Annotated in this window: 12 protein-coding genes and 1 pseudogene; 2 read left to right on the top strand and 11 right to left on the bottom strand. The window is 56.5% G+C overall.

What is annotated here, in order from left to right; genetic code table 11:
- Positions 1 to 89 precede the first annotated feature (89 nt).
- The 9 genes and pseudogenes from SM757_RS15675 to SM757_RS15640 form a co-directional block, all read right to left on the bottom strand.
- Positions 90 to 932, bottom strand: a complete 843-nt coding sequence (locus tag SM757_RS15675; RefSeq protein WP_322466193.1) for a Bpu10I family restriction endonuclease — start codon at positions 930 to 932, stop codon at positions 90 to 92.
- Positions 922 to 1,755, bottom strand: a complete 834-nt coding sequence (locus SM757_RS15670; RefSeq protein ID WP_322466192.1) for a Bpu10I family restriction endonuclease — start codon at positions 1,753 to 1,755, stop codon at positions 922 to 924. The genes SM757_RS15675 and SM757_RS15670 overlap by 11 nt, the downstream gene beginning before the upstream one ends.
- Complete coding sequence (locus SM757_RS35565) at positions 1,755 to 2,972, bottom strand: DNA cytosine methyltransferase (protein WP_407655765.1); 1,218 nt, start codon at positions 2,970 to 2,972, stop codon at positions 1,755 to 1,757. The genes SM757_RS15670 and SM757_RS35565 overlap by 1 nt, the downstream gene beginning before the upstream one ends.
- The gene (locus SM757_RS15665; RefSeq protein WP_322466191.1) at positions 2,962 to 4,191 is read right to left on the bottom strand and encodes a DNA cytosine methyltransferase; all 1,230 of its coding nucleotides are present in this window, start codon (positions 4,189 to 4,191) and stop codon (positions 2,962 to 2,964) included. Before SM757_RS15665 ends, SM757_RS35565 begins: the two co-directional genes overlap by 11 nt.
- Positions 4,192 to 4,985: 794 nt before the next feature.
- Positions 4,986 to 5,207, bottom strand: a pseudogene (locus SM757_RS15660) (ATP-binding protein); the annotation flags it as partial.
- Positions 5,208 to 6,173: 966 nt separating this feature from the next.
- Entirely contained in the window at positions 6,174 to 6,887 is a 714-nt protein-coding gene (locus tag SM757_RS15655) for a hypothetical protein (RefSeq protein ID WP_322466190.1), read from the bottom strand.
- Positions 6,881 to 7,321 carry a RusA family crossover junction endodeoxyribonuclease gene (locus SM757_RS15650; RefSeq protein ID WP_322466189.1) on the bottom strand — a complete coding sequence of 147 codons (441 nt, stop codon included), beginning with the start codon at positions 7,319 to 7,321 and terminating at the stop codon, positions 6,881 to 6,883. The genes SM757_RS15655 and SM757_RS15650 overlap by 7 nt, the downstream gene beginning before the upstream one ends.
- Positions 7,322 to 7,628: 307 nt before the next feature.
- The gene (locus tag SM757_RS15645) at positions 7,629 to 8,216 is read right to left on the bottom strand and encodes a hypothetical protein (RefSeq protein ID WP_322466188.1); all 588 of its coding nucleotides are present in this window, start codon (positions 8,214 to 8,216) and stop codon (positions 7,629 to 7,631) included.
- Between the two features lie 327 nt (positions 8,217 to 8,543).
- Positions 8,544 to 8,822 carry a hypothetical protein gene (locus tag SM757_RS15640; protein ID WP_322466187.1) on the bottom strand — a complete coding sequence of 93 codons (279 nt, stop codon included), beginning with the start codon at positions 8,820 to 8,822 and terminating at the stop codon, positions 8,544 to 8,546.
- Positions 8,823 to 9,407: 585 nt separating this feature from the next.
- Here SM757_RS15640 and SM757_RS15635 point away from each other — a divergent pair.
- The gene (locus SM757_RS15635) at positions 9,408 to 10,013 is read left to right on the top strand and encodes a type IV toxin-antitoxin system AbiEi family antitoxin domain-containing protein (RefSeq protein ID WP_322466186.1); all 606 of its coding nucleotides are present in this window, start codon (positions 9,408 to 9,410) and stop codon (positions 10,011 to 10,013) included.
- Entirely contained in the window at positions 10,010 to 10,876 is an 867-nt protein-coding gene (locus SM757_RS15630) for a nucleotidyl transferase AbiEii/AbiGii toxin family protein (RefSeq protein WP_322466185.1), read from the top strand. Before SM757_RS15635 ends, SM757_RS15630 begins: the two co-directional genes overlap by 4 nt.
- A 73-nt stretch (positions 10,877 to 10,949) precedes the next feature.
- Here the strand turns inward: SM757_RS15630 and SM757_RS15625 are convergent, their stop codons facing one another.
- Both SM757_RS15625 and SM757_RS15620 read right to left on the bottom strand, forming a co-directional pair.
- The gene (locus SM757_RS15625) at positions 10,950 to 12,095 is read right to left on the bottom strand and encodes an alkylhydroperoxidase domain protein (protein ID WP_322466184.1); all 1,146 of its coding nucleotides are present in this window, start codon (positions 12,093 to 12,095) and stop codon (positions 10,950 to 10,952) included.
- Entirely contained in the window at positions 12,092 to 13,642 is a 1,551-nt protein-coding gene (locus SM757_RS15620) for a SidA/IucD/PvdA family monooxygenase (protein ID WP_322466183.1), read from the bottom strand. Before SM757_RS15620 ends, SM757_RS15625 begins: the two co-directional genes overlap by 4 nt.
- Positions 13,643 to 13,644 lie beyond the last annotated feature (2 nt).

The following is a 13,644-nucleotide window of genomic DNA, read 5'->3' as shown; positions in this document are numbered from 1 at the left end:
GATCCAGACCTGCACGATTACCTTAGCGATGAATTGGTCTAACTACCATCTCACCGCTATCACCTGTATTGCGTGAATTCAGTCCAGCTTCACCGCGGAACGTTGAATGCCTTGCCAGTTGTGAGGGCGGATTGGGGATTCCACCATACTCGGCTTAGATGGCGCTGCACTTGCCTGTAGATGTCGATTACAAGCGCTGCATCAATTGGTTTTGGCGTGAAATTAAGCGCCGAGCGTTCCGAATTTCGCTGCTTCCGCAATACATAAATTTCGTCGATACGCGACATTTCGGGCGCGGCGTCATCCATCTTCAAAAACTCCGCGACCACAAAATATAGGCAATAAGGAGTAGCCTTTTTGACCTTGTCTGCTGTGCCGCTGCACTCATCCAGCATGTTTCGCTCGAGATAGCGCTTACATTCAATGGCCACAGCAGGGACTACAATAATGTCATTCTGTGATTGATCCGCACCAGGCACGGTCATAGTCAGCTCAAGACTGGATCCAATGACAAAGTCGTGATCTTTGCGGCGAATTGTGTATGCCGGGCACGAAACGAGGTCGTGAAGAGACCGAGGATTAAATGCCAAGTCAATAAATCCGGATTCCGGACGTCGAAGTAGTTCCAGCTCGAACTCGGCATCCAAATGACAAAAGAGATACTCAAAGAACTCTTCAAGAATGGACGGTTGAAGCACTTCCTGTGCGCTGTTAGGGCGCGCATCAAGGACTGGTTCCACGGCATCCTTGTAAGCATTCAAAAGCGTCACAAGAGCTGCAATTTCTTCGTCAGATCGTCCCGCAATGGCGAGCGATGCTGCACGCCAATTGTCATAGAGCGGCAAAAGTGCACGGAGGTCGCTTGATTTCTCGGCTTTCCGATACAGCTTGCTGCCGTGTACGTAAGTTTGGGGTTCGAGCTTATTCGACACTGATTAATTTTCCAATTTCGAGGCGATCATAGACATGACCCATGGTAAAGCTCGCCCTTCTGACAATTTCCACAACATCGGATTGCAGTTGGGTGAAAACGTCTACCTCAAGTGGCTTCTTCTCTCGTCTGGCTTGGCTGCGAACCTGTTTTCGCAACGTGTAAATCTCGTCGATTGATCCAGACGCATAGTTTTGGTCAAGCGAAAAATCAATTGTTTCCGTTACCAAAATATACTTTGATGCTGGGAACGTTCGCTTGAGTCGTTCGGCCGAATAGTCCAACCCATTTAACTTGTTAATGTCGATGTTGGTCTTGACCTCCATCGCAATTAATGGAACGAGAAATAGCTCTTCGCCATTCTGGCGCACAATTTTTTCGCGCCGCAATCCGATGCACAGATCCTGATTCTTGCGTCGTACGTCCCAGCCACCTCCAGCAGTCCCGGAAAGCGATACCTCGACAATCGAGTCTCGTGTTGAGAACAGCGGTGGAAAACCACGAGCTGTAAGTGCTATGCCGAGCGTTCGATAAATGAATTCTGGCAGGATGCTCGCTGCAAAATCGCTTCGCCAATTGAATCTAGAGAACGTTGCTTCGACTTCTTTCGCAAAGTCTAAGTACGAACCCACCGCTGCAACGGCTGCTCCGAGGTCACCGACAGCGATTCTTTCCGGCACGAGGGCCGCCAAGTACGCGGTGTACTTTCTATCAATTTCCTGACAAAGCGCTTGGTGATCTCTATCCTGGCTCAGACGGCACTTTTGGAGCAGGTTGTTCCGGTGAGACAACAACGCATCTTCGGGCATGAACGGGGGACGCACTAGACTGACTCCTCAATAAGAAAGTCAGCCCCAGTGCTGCGATCATGTTTCGATTGGCACCGAGATAAGAGGGATTGCAGTTCTAGCCCGATAGCTCGACCCAACCTAGGAGGCACTGAATTTCCGATTTGGTTGTACTGACTCAGGAAATCCTCATGTTCACGCCCGTACTTCTTAAGAAATCCGCTGCTCATCTGAGTTCGTTTTCCACAGAAGTAAAAGTTGTCGGGGTAACTCATGAGGCGTGCGGCTTCACGCGCCGTTAGATTCCGCGGTTGGTATGGGTGAACATATGTTGATTGAAAGTTGGCCGTGATACAGAGGGAAGGTATGTCAGCAACCAAACGCTGATTATTTGACTTGTACACAGTGACAGGACCTTCGGGGTGGTCCTTGCCCGTGCGACCCACGTCGTAACCTTTAGAACCTTGTGGAAGAGCAAGAAACCGCTCAACAAGTCGCGGCGTGTGCTTCATCGCAATGTGGTTGGCAACTCCTGGCGACCCTGCGCGCATCGCTCGTTGATATGCGTTCGCAGGACCGCTTCCGTAAGCGACAAACTCGTCTACTCCCTCCGAGGCACGAAGCTCTGGCAAGTCGCTAATCGCCTCCCAGCATGATATGAATGGCTCCGAGTCGAGGCGGTGGTCAGCACTGTGCGTCGGTAGTGGAAATGGCGAGCATGGAAATCCAAACCGAGATCCCACTATAAATATTCTACTTCTCAGTGAAGGCACGCCGTAGTCTGTTGCCTGAAGAACTTTTGAGGCAACTTCATAGCCTAGCCCGCGTAGCGCTGCTTCAAGATATGCCATCACAGGGTTGCCGGGCTTTATGTGGCCCGTGCGAAATCCGCCGACATTTTCTATTAAGACCAAGTTTGGTTCAACGGCCTTCACGGCACGAACAAACTCTTCAACCAAAGTATTTTGGTCTTTGATGTGACCATACTGCCGTTTGCCAGAAACCGAGAACCCTTGACAGGGTGGCCCTCCAGCAACCAAGTCAATCTTTCCTCGAAAACGATCTCGCAACAGTTCGCTTTCGAGAGACCTAATATCTGCCTGAATTACCTCAACTCCTTGGTGATTGCGCCGGTAGGTGTCAGCCGCCCACTGATCAATCTCCACAGCAGCCGTTACGTCAAATCCAGCCTGAGAGAGGCCGAGCGACAGCCCTCCACAACCAGCGAAAAGATCTAGTACTTTAGGCTGCATGTCGTACCTTATTCTGCATACGCTCAAGGGTGTTCCATACGGCTTTGCCTACAGCAGCCCCAAGCTTAGGTGGGACAGCGTTGCCAATCTGCGCGCGCTGATCAAGGAATACATCGTCGATGTAACCCTTTTTCGCTGAAAGCTTCTTGCTCAGCACGGCTCTCTTTCCTTTCACTACAAACCAATCTGGGAACGACTGAATTCGCATCATTTCTCGAACCGTGAAGTTCCGATGCAAATAAGGATGAATAAAGTTTGTATGCGAAGAGGCAACAATTGCATTGCAAGGCTCATCTGGGTTTTGACGACGACTATTTTGATCGTAGACAATTCCAGAAATTTCTCCACTGCTCCCTCGCTTTCGCGGCCTCAAGTGCGCAGGAACGTCAGCTTCTGACTGTCCATGTCCGATTGCCGCGAAGCGCTCAACAATGCGCTGCGTGTGTCGCATTGGCTCATGATTTTCAAGAACAAGCACCTCTTTTTCACGCATCTCGCTCTGATAAGCATTTGTGGGTCTACTGCGATACGGAGACTTTGGGACTGGATCGCCTGCGCAAAGTTGATGCAAATCTGCAATTGCCTCCCACAACGTAATTTGCCGCTGCCCGTTTGCCGCAGCGAAGAGATCGTCTTGCTCGGTCGTCGAGTGAGTCGCTGTTGGCCATTCAAACTCAACGTCAGAAAGATCGTCTCGAATCGCCACGACAAATAAGCGCTCCCGTCTCTGAGGAACACCAAAATCCGCGGCATTGAGAATTTTCCAATGCGCGAGGTATCCGATATCGCGAAAAGCTTGCTCGATTGCCGAAATCGCAGGACGCCCTGAACTCATTTTTGTTCGAAGCAGTCCGGGAACATTCTCAACTAAGCAGATCGACGGGCGAACCACTTTAGCAAAGCGTACGAAATCCTGAAACAGTGAGTTTCTGGGGTCTTTGGGGTCACGTTTGGTGGTATTGGCATGCGAAAAGCCTTGACACGGTGGCCCACCAACAATCACGTCTACCGGGTACTTTACAAGGTTTGCGATTTCGGAATTATCAATCGTTTGAATGTCTCGCATATGGACCGGTATGCTTGGGTGGTTTGCACTGTAAGTTTCCGCCGCCCACTTGTCCTGCTCGACTGCTAATGTTCCTCTGAAACCAATTCGCTCAAAGCCTAGGGATAGCCCACCGGCCCCGGCAAAAAGGTCAATGTAATTGTATTGGTTCACTTCAAGTTCCTGAATGCACTTCGGCTCGAACAACGCGCAGGCGAGTCCAGCAGCAAAGCAAGAGTGCCACGACGTTGGGCCGGTATTTCAAGTGCTAGCCCGCTTCTGCTTTGCCGGGGCGGCTTCCTACTAGGTGTTCGAACTCTTGTCCGAATCGCTAAATTCTTGTGGCTCCGTGAATAAGGCAGCTTGGCGCCTGTCGCGGCAATAAACCTCCGCATTGCGGACAAACCAATCCTTCAAGGTGCTGCCCGACAGAGCAAGCGCGGAATAAAGTTCCCGCTTGAGAGAAGGATCGACCTCAATGACGATTCGACCAGAGTCACCTTTTGCCATGTGTGTTATGTTACATCAGGCATGTGACATGCGCAATCGCACGACGAGGAAGAGCTGATTGGTCCGCCGTGATGGTGTGCTCAAGAGAACTCACCAGCTTTAGGGTCCGTCCAACATCTACTGCTCCACTGTTGACTCGGGATTGAGTAGAGGCGTAGTAATGCCGGTGTTGTCTTGCCTACGCAGGAGGTGCCGCGATGCGCCCCTACCTTCATGTGTGCCAGTGTCCCGAGTGCCTGTCGCAGGCTGACTGCGTATTCCACTGATCGCGGACACCCATTCCAGGCTGATCGCGGACAGCGTTCGGCCTGATCGCGGACACCCCGGGAGGGGTGCCTGAGTGACAGGCGCAATGGTAGTTCAGCTGCCCGCCATCACCGTGGAACGCTGTCCGCCTTCGCGTGGAACGCGGGCGCTGCGCCATGTCGGCAACCGCGGACAGCGTGCCGCAGATGCCGTCAGCCCTGCGGCGGGTCCCGGCGCAGCGACTCGCCCTTGAGCTCGATGATGTGCGCCCCGTGCAGCAGGCGGTCCATGATGGCGTCGGCGATGGTGGGCTCGGCCAGCCACTGGTGCATGGCGTCCGTGGGCAGCTGACTGGTAATGAGGGTGCTGCGGCTGCCGACCCGGTCGTCCAGCAGCTCCAGCAAGTCCTGGCGTTCCAGGGCAGTGATCGGAGCTGTTGTCTCCCGGGCTTTTCCACCTCGTCTTTCCCACGCAGTTTTGTGACGCGGGACGCGCGACTTCCCGCATTGGGCCCCCAGGTGACGCAATGTGGGTGGGCCGGTGGCGTAATGCGGATGGGCAACGAAGACGGCCCGGGGATGCCTGGCCGTGTTGCTTGGTGAGGGAGCCGAACTGGATCAGAACGGCAGGCCGTCGTCCGGGGGCGGCGTGGGATCGAAGGGCAAGCCGGTATCGCGCTGGCGGCGCTGCCAGGGGTAGACGGTCTTTTCGTGCAGATTGGTGCGTTTCGAGGGCAGAAAAGAAAGCGCATCAACGAGTTGGCGAACAGCGCGCTTGGTCGTCGTACAAATTTTCGTAAGTGCTTGCCCGACAATAAGAATTTCGCAGTAACCGCACTAATTTGCACGAAAAGTCTGCCTACCCCGGCATCCAGCTGCAAAGACGCAGGGATGCCAGCCGGCCACCCTATGCCCAGTCCATGGGCCCGATTGCAGAAGGCGCTCGCCGAATAAATGGACCTGCTCGCGGAATTACTGGACTTCAACAGTCCAAGCGATCATCGGGCGTTGCTCAACCTGCGCGGAGATCTGCGTCGTATGGGCTCGGCATGCGGCGCCGCCGCGCCGTGACGTGCGATGAACTCCATGACTGCCGTCACTGCGATGACCAGCTATTCGACCGCCGCTGTATGCCAACCGCATCGGCGAACTGCGTATTTCAGGCCAACGTGGACGGCATTTCAGGATGATCGTGGACGCCGCGTGGCGCGCAGCGCAGCAGCAATGAATCAATTCGCCATTGCTTACGGAGAGAGATTCATCAGGACCGATGTGGACCTATGAATGGGGCCTCACACACAAAATTGGGGACAACCCCCTTTTCGTAAACCCTTGTTCGACAATAGGAGTCTTGCAGCGAGTACACCAATCTGAACAAAAAATCCGTCCACCCTTTATTTCTCAACTAGGAGCGCGTCGTGAGGAAGCTTTTCTTTGAAACCTTATTGAAGTTAAATGCTTTCGAATATCTTTAGCGATTTCCACAGATATACTGCCCCCTTCAAGCAAAACCACCAATTTCTCCTCTATTTGGAATGCATCAAGTTTAGGACCGTCCTCCAAAAATTCTTCAGCTGGCGCCAAAACCCCTAGAGACAGTAGCTCATTATAGATGTTAAGCACACTGTTGGCCGGATCGAGTTTGTGAACCAATCCTAATGCTCTTACTTCGTGCTTGAAGTGCCACCAGTCTGCCACAGCAACTCGATCCAGTTGAAGGGAAGGCTTTTTAATATTTGGAATTTTAGGAAGTCTAAAGTTAATTTTTCTTTCCAATTTTTTCGTGGACTCTGAAGCCTCAATTCTTGCTCTATTTGTCAATTGATCATCGTCGTCAATATATCGAAAATCAATTTTAACATTTGGACGGTTTTCGAGCGCAGTAGCAATCTGTTCGACTCTTGTCTTCAGTTCTGATGCATCACGCCGACGATTTACCACCTCTACAACGAACATTTCCTCTGTTTCGTTGTTTATGGCAACCAAGTCAAAAACCATGAATCTCCCATCAGGAAGTCTGTGACGAGATTCCAGCACAACCTTGCAGCCACGACGCTCATATTCAAGAGCGACCAATTTCATCTGATATAATTCTTTTTCGGCAAGTGTTACCATGCGACCTCCTTGTTATTAAAAATCTCAACCTTTATTGCGGTACCAAATTCACCATTATTTTGCAAATCAATTGCATCAGCGATTGCACGCGCGTGCGGCAAAGAGACTAGTATGCTAGTCAAGCGGCTTTTTATGACGCGTTGCGCCACCACCCTGTCCACTTGCTTATCATTCTTCAGCAAAGAAGGAACCATTCCATCAACTGTATATTTTAAAACATTATCAACATCAGTATATTGTTTCGAGGCCGGAAATAAATAAACTTTCACCATAACCGACGCATCATAAGGCGCGCTTATCTTGTGAGGCATTTTGGCGGCTAACGCGGTGCGCGTCGCTGCATCTACGCCCTTCTTCCACGCCTGTTTTTTTTTGGACTTTCCGTTGACTGAAGCCGGACGCCCAGATATGCAATATTCAATGGGAAGGCACATGATTAAAGTTCATTTTCGAAGGAGTGGTTCAAGTTTATCGCACGATCGCCTATAAGGACAAACGTCGAAAATGTTATTTTGCCTCGTTTCCATCTGGCGGCTTTGATGGTGTAAATATATAGTTTTAGATCGTTCATCGTCCGAGATTTCGTCAAGGAAACACAGCAGTGAAACTGGCAAGCAGCCCTTGGGAAAATCTTCAGTTTGATTCATAAAAAACGACAGCTTCGTACAAATTTAAAATTTCACAAGCTTGTTCTCATGTAGCTGTTTTGAGAACAGAGCCAAGAGGCACGGCAACTGATATTTATAGCTGACCAATAAGCACAATGACGGCCGCCAGCAAGGTTAGTACAACTAGAGTCAATGCGGACCATTTAAGCCTATAAAACCAAGGCTCACCACGTTTAACACGCTGCCATTCCTCTTTGAGAATTACTTGGCTCGAAGCAACCACCGCAGCTTGAAACTGATCAAAATATAACCCTTGAGCTGCCCCAAGTGGCTTCCCAGGCATCAGCAGATCCACAATTGACTCAATGCTTCCAATTAACTCAATATGATCGTCCTCTTTTGGATTCAATCTGAGCCTGATCTTATGCCTCACTTCGCTAAGCTCAGCATGCTTAGGCGCAACAAAATCGGTTATGGCCCCACTCTTTTTCTCTTCGCTTAAATTCCTTGCACCCCAGGACACAAACCGTCTTATTATGTTAGCCGTAGCAAGAAAGCTGGATATATCATTGCGAAGCTCGTTTATCCACTCCTGACGAAATTCCGACGTTTTATTTTCCTTGGATATTATTATTCCAAGAAATGCTATAGAAGCAGTGATACACGCTGCAAAGACCGTGGCGATTGCCGCGTAAATAGGGAGACTTCCGGCGGGTGGCACTTGTTTTATAGCTCCAATGCGTAAAAAAAGATTTTACTAGATGCTTTCATATCTGACCGGGTTCTTCCGTTGCCATGTGGCCGGCTTGCCGTTGCACGGCTGTCCGTCAGCATGTAGCACTAGCACCGCCAAGGAGCGCCCGCCAGCGGCCAGCAACATTGGAGCGCTCGCACGAGCATTGCGCGCATGGGCAGCGATGCGCTAGCAGCGGAGCAGCATCTTCAGCGTCGTGGCCGTGACGTACAAATTTCACCGCGGCGCCCACGCTCGCAACAAGCCGAGTTTTATTCACTCTTCGCGAGTCACTAAAGATGGAAACTGTAGGACTTAATATTGAAGTCCTCGCGAGCACACCCATACCTCGACATAACTTTTCCCCTCTAAGCGTCTTTCTTTTATGAAGTGGGCATACCTAAGATTTAAAGAAGATTCAATCAAGCCTCCGTTTTGATCTCTTTTTTCTTTAATGAAGTGGAAAGTTGCAATTGCCTCTCGTGAGCTTTTAAATTCAATAAATCTCTGTATTTCCCTATATTCTGGAAAGCGTCGTTCGATGGCCGCATTTAGCTCAACTTCAACGAAGGGCGGAGGCGTGTAGTAGCTCATAGGCTCTTGACAATTCAGTGGTATTCTTGATGTGACTTTTCACTTATCCTGCAACAGTATGCGTTCGACTCAGGGCAAACCTATCTCAATCTGCACAGAGGCGATATATTTTCGGCAAACCTCTTTTGAGAGTTTAGCATCTTTTTACAATCGACCGGCTCCGCGTGCATTTTCTCAATGCAATGGCAGTAAGTTCAGCGCAAGGCTTGACATAAAGCCCGTTGAAATATTCGCCGACACACCACGCAGGAGCCAACTTCATTCTGCAAATCGCAAAGTAGAACGGAGTCGTGCAGATATAAAAAGACCAACATATGGCGCAGCGTCAGTATTTGGGTATGGAATCTATTCCGCCGTGCCTCTATCCTGCCGAGCGTCAATAAACCTTTTGCTGCCTGGAGCGTGCGCATACGCATTCCCCGGCCCGTGCTGCTGTAGTCAAACCGGCCAAACATGACTTCGCCCATGTATGCGGCCAGATGCCTGAGTTGACTCGGCGCGCGCAGCCGCAGGTCAGCAAAGGGATGTGTTCCATTTTTTCTCCATTTTTCAGCTTCTGCAGTGAATTAGGAACACAATGCCTTGATGAGCATCGACAGCCACACCCAACGTCTTGTCGCCCTGACCCGGCACAAGGGCGTGGTGCGCACTCATGAGGCGGAGGAAGTCGGCATCCCGCGTGTGGTGCTGAGCCGGCTGGCCGCGCGCGGCGTGCTGGAGCGCGTGGACCGCGGGCTCTACCGGCTCGCCGATGCGCCGCCGCCGCAGGACGAGTCGCTGGTGGCCGTCGCGGCCCGGGTACCCCAGGCGGTGTTTTGTCTGCTCACCGCACTGCAGTTCCATGAACTGACCACGCAACTGCCGCGGCAGGTGTGGATTGCTATGCCGCGCGGCAGCCATGCGCCGCGCATGGGCTACCCACCGCTGCGCATGGTGCAGTTCTCCGGCGATGCCTATGAGCAGGGCGTGGAGGTCCACCCGCGCGACGGCGTTGCGCTGCGCGTCTACGGCGTGGCCAAGACGGTGGCCGATTGCTTCAAGATGCGCCACGTCGTTGGTCTGGACGTGGCGCTGGAGGCGCTGCGCGAAGTGAGGGGACACCGGCGAGCGTCCGCGGACGACATCTGGCAGCACGCCAAGGTCTGCCGCGTGGCCAACGTGATGCGGCCCTACCTGGAGGCCATCGGGTGAGCGGCCAGGATCTCGCCGCCTCGGTACGTGCACGGCTGTTGAACATCGCCAAGGCCGAAGGCTCGGACTTCAACCAGGTGCTGGTGCGCTTTGCCCTGGAGCGGCTGCTCTACCGCGTGGGTGCTTCACCCCATGCCGACCGGTTCTTGCTCAAGGGCGCGCTGCTCTTCACCCTCTGGTACGACATGCCGCACCGGCCCACGCGTGACGCGGACCTGCTGGGCTTTGGGCCAAGCAGCCTGGAGGCCATGCGCGGCGCCTTCCGCGAGATCGCCGCGGTTCACGTTGCCGATGGCATCGTTTTCGAGCCGGACAGCGTGCAGGTGCAGGAAATCCGCAAGGAAGCTGGTTACGGCGGCGTGCGCGTTCTGCTCACGGGTGACCTGGCACGGGCACGCTGCCGTACACAGGTGGACATCGGCTTCGGCGACGCCGTGACGCCGACGCCCATGCCAGCGGTCTACCCGGTGTTGATTGACGGCTTGCCGGCGCCGCGGCTGCGTGTCTATCCGGCCTACACCGTCGTGGCGGAGAAGCTGCACGCGATCGTGCTGCTGGGCATGGCCAACAGCCGCGTCAAGGACTACTTCGACCTCGCGGTGCTGCTACAGCGCGAAGAATTGGACGCCTACACGCTGGGGCACGCCGTCGCGGCCACGTTCGCGCGGCGCAAGACGGCGTTGCCCACGGCCGTGCCGATCGGCTTGAGCGATGAGTTCGCCATCGACGCCTCGCGCCAGACGCTGTGGCGGGCATTCCTGCGCAAGAACGATCTGGAGGCCACGCCGCTGGCGGACACCGTGACGATGTTGCGCGAGCGGCTGTGGCCGGTGCTGCAGCGGGCGCGGACGGCGCAGGGCTGAGCGTTGGAAGACCACGGTGTGGCCCGGCATTGCTTTCCCACCAAGCTGGATGCCCTCAGCCTCCAGGGCCTGTTCACGCCACCAGCAGGAAGGGCTCGCCCAGCGTCAGCATCAGCCGGTTGGCCCAGGAAAAAAAGGCCACAGAGCCAACCAAGTCCAGCAGCTCCAGTTCGCTCAGGCCCATTGCGCGCAGCGTCGCGAGGTGGCTGGCGTTGGCCGCCTGAGGCGTTGCGGCCAACTGGGCCGCCAAGCGAATCTGGGCCTGCCAACGCGGGTTCTGGTGGGCCGCCAGATCAGCGCCCGGGGCCACGGCCAGCAGCGCGTCCACCGCGTTCACGTCGCCCGCCAGATAGGCTGCCTTGCGGGCGTGTACCGAAGCGCAGTAGATACAGCCGTTAACCTTGCTGCTGACGGTGGCCGCCAGCTCGCGCTCTGCGCGTGGCAGTCCGCCATGGCTGTAGAAGATGCCCTTGTCGGTGCGAGTGCGGTGCTCCAGTACCGGCAAGTCGCGCGCCAGCAGCATGAAGTAGTCCGAGCGCAGGTGGCCGGCCTTCTCCAGCTTGGCTGCCTCGCTGCCGGTCAGCGTGGCGTGATCGCGTGGCGCCAGCCAAGGTTCCCAGCCCAGCTCGTCGCGGGTGAAGGCAGTGGGCGCGGGCTTGCCGCTGCCGGTCTGCGGCTGGGTGTGCCAGGTACCGGCACGCACTTCCACCGGCACCGCCATGGTCTGGCCGGCAGTGCCGGCAATCAGGCGCAGGCCGGCCACCAGCCGGCTTTGGAAGCTGGTGTAGGCGACGATCTGCGCCAAGGTCACGATGGCGTCGGCAGACCAGCCTGCGGCTTCCAGTGCACGCAGGCTGGCCTGGCCAGCGCTGACCGGCGCAGTTGCCAAGCGTTGGACATGGACCAGCGCCGCTTGCTGGCGCACATCGTCGGCAGGGGCACCACCGACCGCGGCCAGGCGCTGACCGTAGTGGGCGATCAGTTGCTCATCCGCCTGCGCCTGGCTGGTTGCCAGCGCAAAGGCCAGGCGCTGGGCCAGGCTCAGGCGCTGCAAGTCGCCGCCCTCGAACAGCACGTGGCCGCTGGCCTCGGTGTTCAACAAGAACTCCTCGCGGGTGGCCAGGGCAGCGGCCAGCGCGCTGCCGGGCTGCACGCCGGCGAGTTGGGCGACCAGAGTGTCCTGCGGTTGCAAGACGGGTGATTGAGCAGACGTGCTCATCGGCTGATCTCCGAAGGCGGCGTGCCGTGGCTCAGTGAATGAGTCACCCGACTGGCGGCCCATTCATCGCCTTGTACTTCCAACTCGTCGTAGTCGCGCACGGCCTGGAACTGGCGCTCTCGATCAGCGGCGTACAGCCGGGCGACGATGCCGCGGGCCAGCCGCTCGGCACCGTGGCTGATGCCGGGGATGTCGCCGGTCAGCTTGCCCAGGCTGAGCAGGGCCGCAGCGGTAAACAGGTGCACCCGGCCCAGCGCCGGGCAAGCGCCGGGCGTCTTCTCGCGCAACGCATAGTCAGGTTCCAAGTCAGGAAAGCCGTCAAGCGCGAACCCCGCCGCCAGCGGCGGCTGGCGGTCGCTCCAGAAACGGATGTGCGGCGCCAGGACTGTCAGTTCGGGGCGGGCAGCAAGGTCCAGCGCATAGCCCGTGGCCAGCACCAGGTGGTCGGCGCTGAACGCGCCATGCGGCGTGCGCAGTACCAAGGCCTGATCAGCGGCCACGGTCAGCGCCGTCACCGGGCTGCTGAAGTGCAGGCGGATGGCGGGCTGGCGGGCCACGCGCCGGACGGTGTCCTGGGCGGGCGGAACCTTCTGCGCCTTCAGGAAATCGAGCAGCGGCTGGCGCTGCTCAGGCGTCAGTGCCAGGAAGCCGTGGACATGGCCGGGGTGGGTGTAGGCCTTCCAGTGGTTGATGCGCGAGAAATCAGCATCGCGCACGAAGACGTCCACCTGGGCGGCCCCGGCCTCGGCCGCGGTGGCGGCGGCGTCCAGCGCTGAGTCGCCGCCGCCGATGAGTGCCACGCGCTTGCCTCGCCAGGCGGAAAAGTCGATGTGCTCGCTGGTGTGTTGCCAGCGCGCGCGTGGCAGGCCGTCCACCAGCTCGGGAATGGCCGGGCCGCCCAGCCCGTCCATGCCGGTGGCCAGCACGAGGTGGCGGGCCAGCAGGCGTTGAGGCTGGGCGCCGCGCTGATCTTCGGCCTGCCCTTCAGGCCAGGCCTGGAAGGCGACACCGGGGCTGCCGTCGGGCAGGGTGGTGCCGGTGATGCCTTCGATGCGCGTGCGGTGGGTCACGGGCAATTCCAGCACTGTGCGGTACCAGTTCAAGTAGTCCTGCCACTGTCGCCGAGGTATACGGCCCAGCGCGTCCCAGCCGGCACGGCCGTACTGCGCCTCGTACCAGGCGCGGAAGGTCAGCGAGGGTAAGCCGAGTGCCGGGCCGGCCAGGTGCTTGGGTGAACGCAGCACCTCCATGCGCGCATGGGTCACCCACGGCCCTTCCTGGCCGGCCGGGGCGCGGTCGAAGACGCGCACGCGCGCGACGCCGGCCAGTTGCAGGGCGGCGGCCGCCGCCAGGCCCGCCTGGCCGCCGCCGACGATGGCAACGTCCAGCATCGGGTCGCCGGCCGGCCGGCGCAACCAGTCCTCAGCGGGCAGGTCCAGGCGCTCCAGGTCCTCGCGCAGGCGCAACTGCAGGGCCGCCAGGCCGGTGGCAGTGGTAGTGACAGTGGGAATTTGCGCGGGCTGATGGTCCGGCGGCGAGTGGGTCATGA

Origin of the sequence: Azohydromonas lata, assembly GCF_034427735.1 — a bacterium.
Classification (GTDB): domain Bacteria; phylum Pseudomonadota; class Gammaproteobacteria; order Burkholderiales; family Burkholderiaceae_C; genus Azohydromonas; species Azohydromonas lata.
Note: the sequence above shows the minus strand (reverse complement) of the source record. Positions and strands in the feature narration are given on the sequence as shown.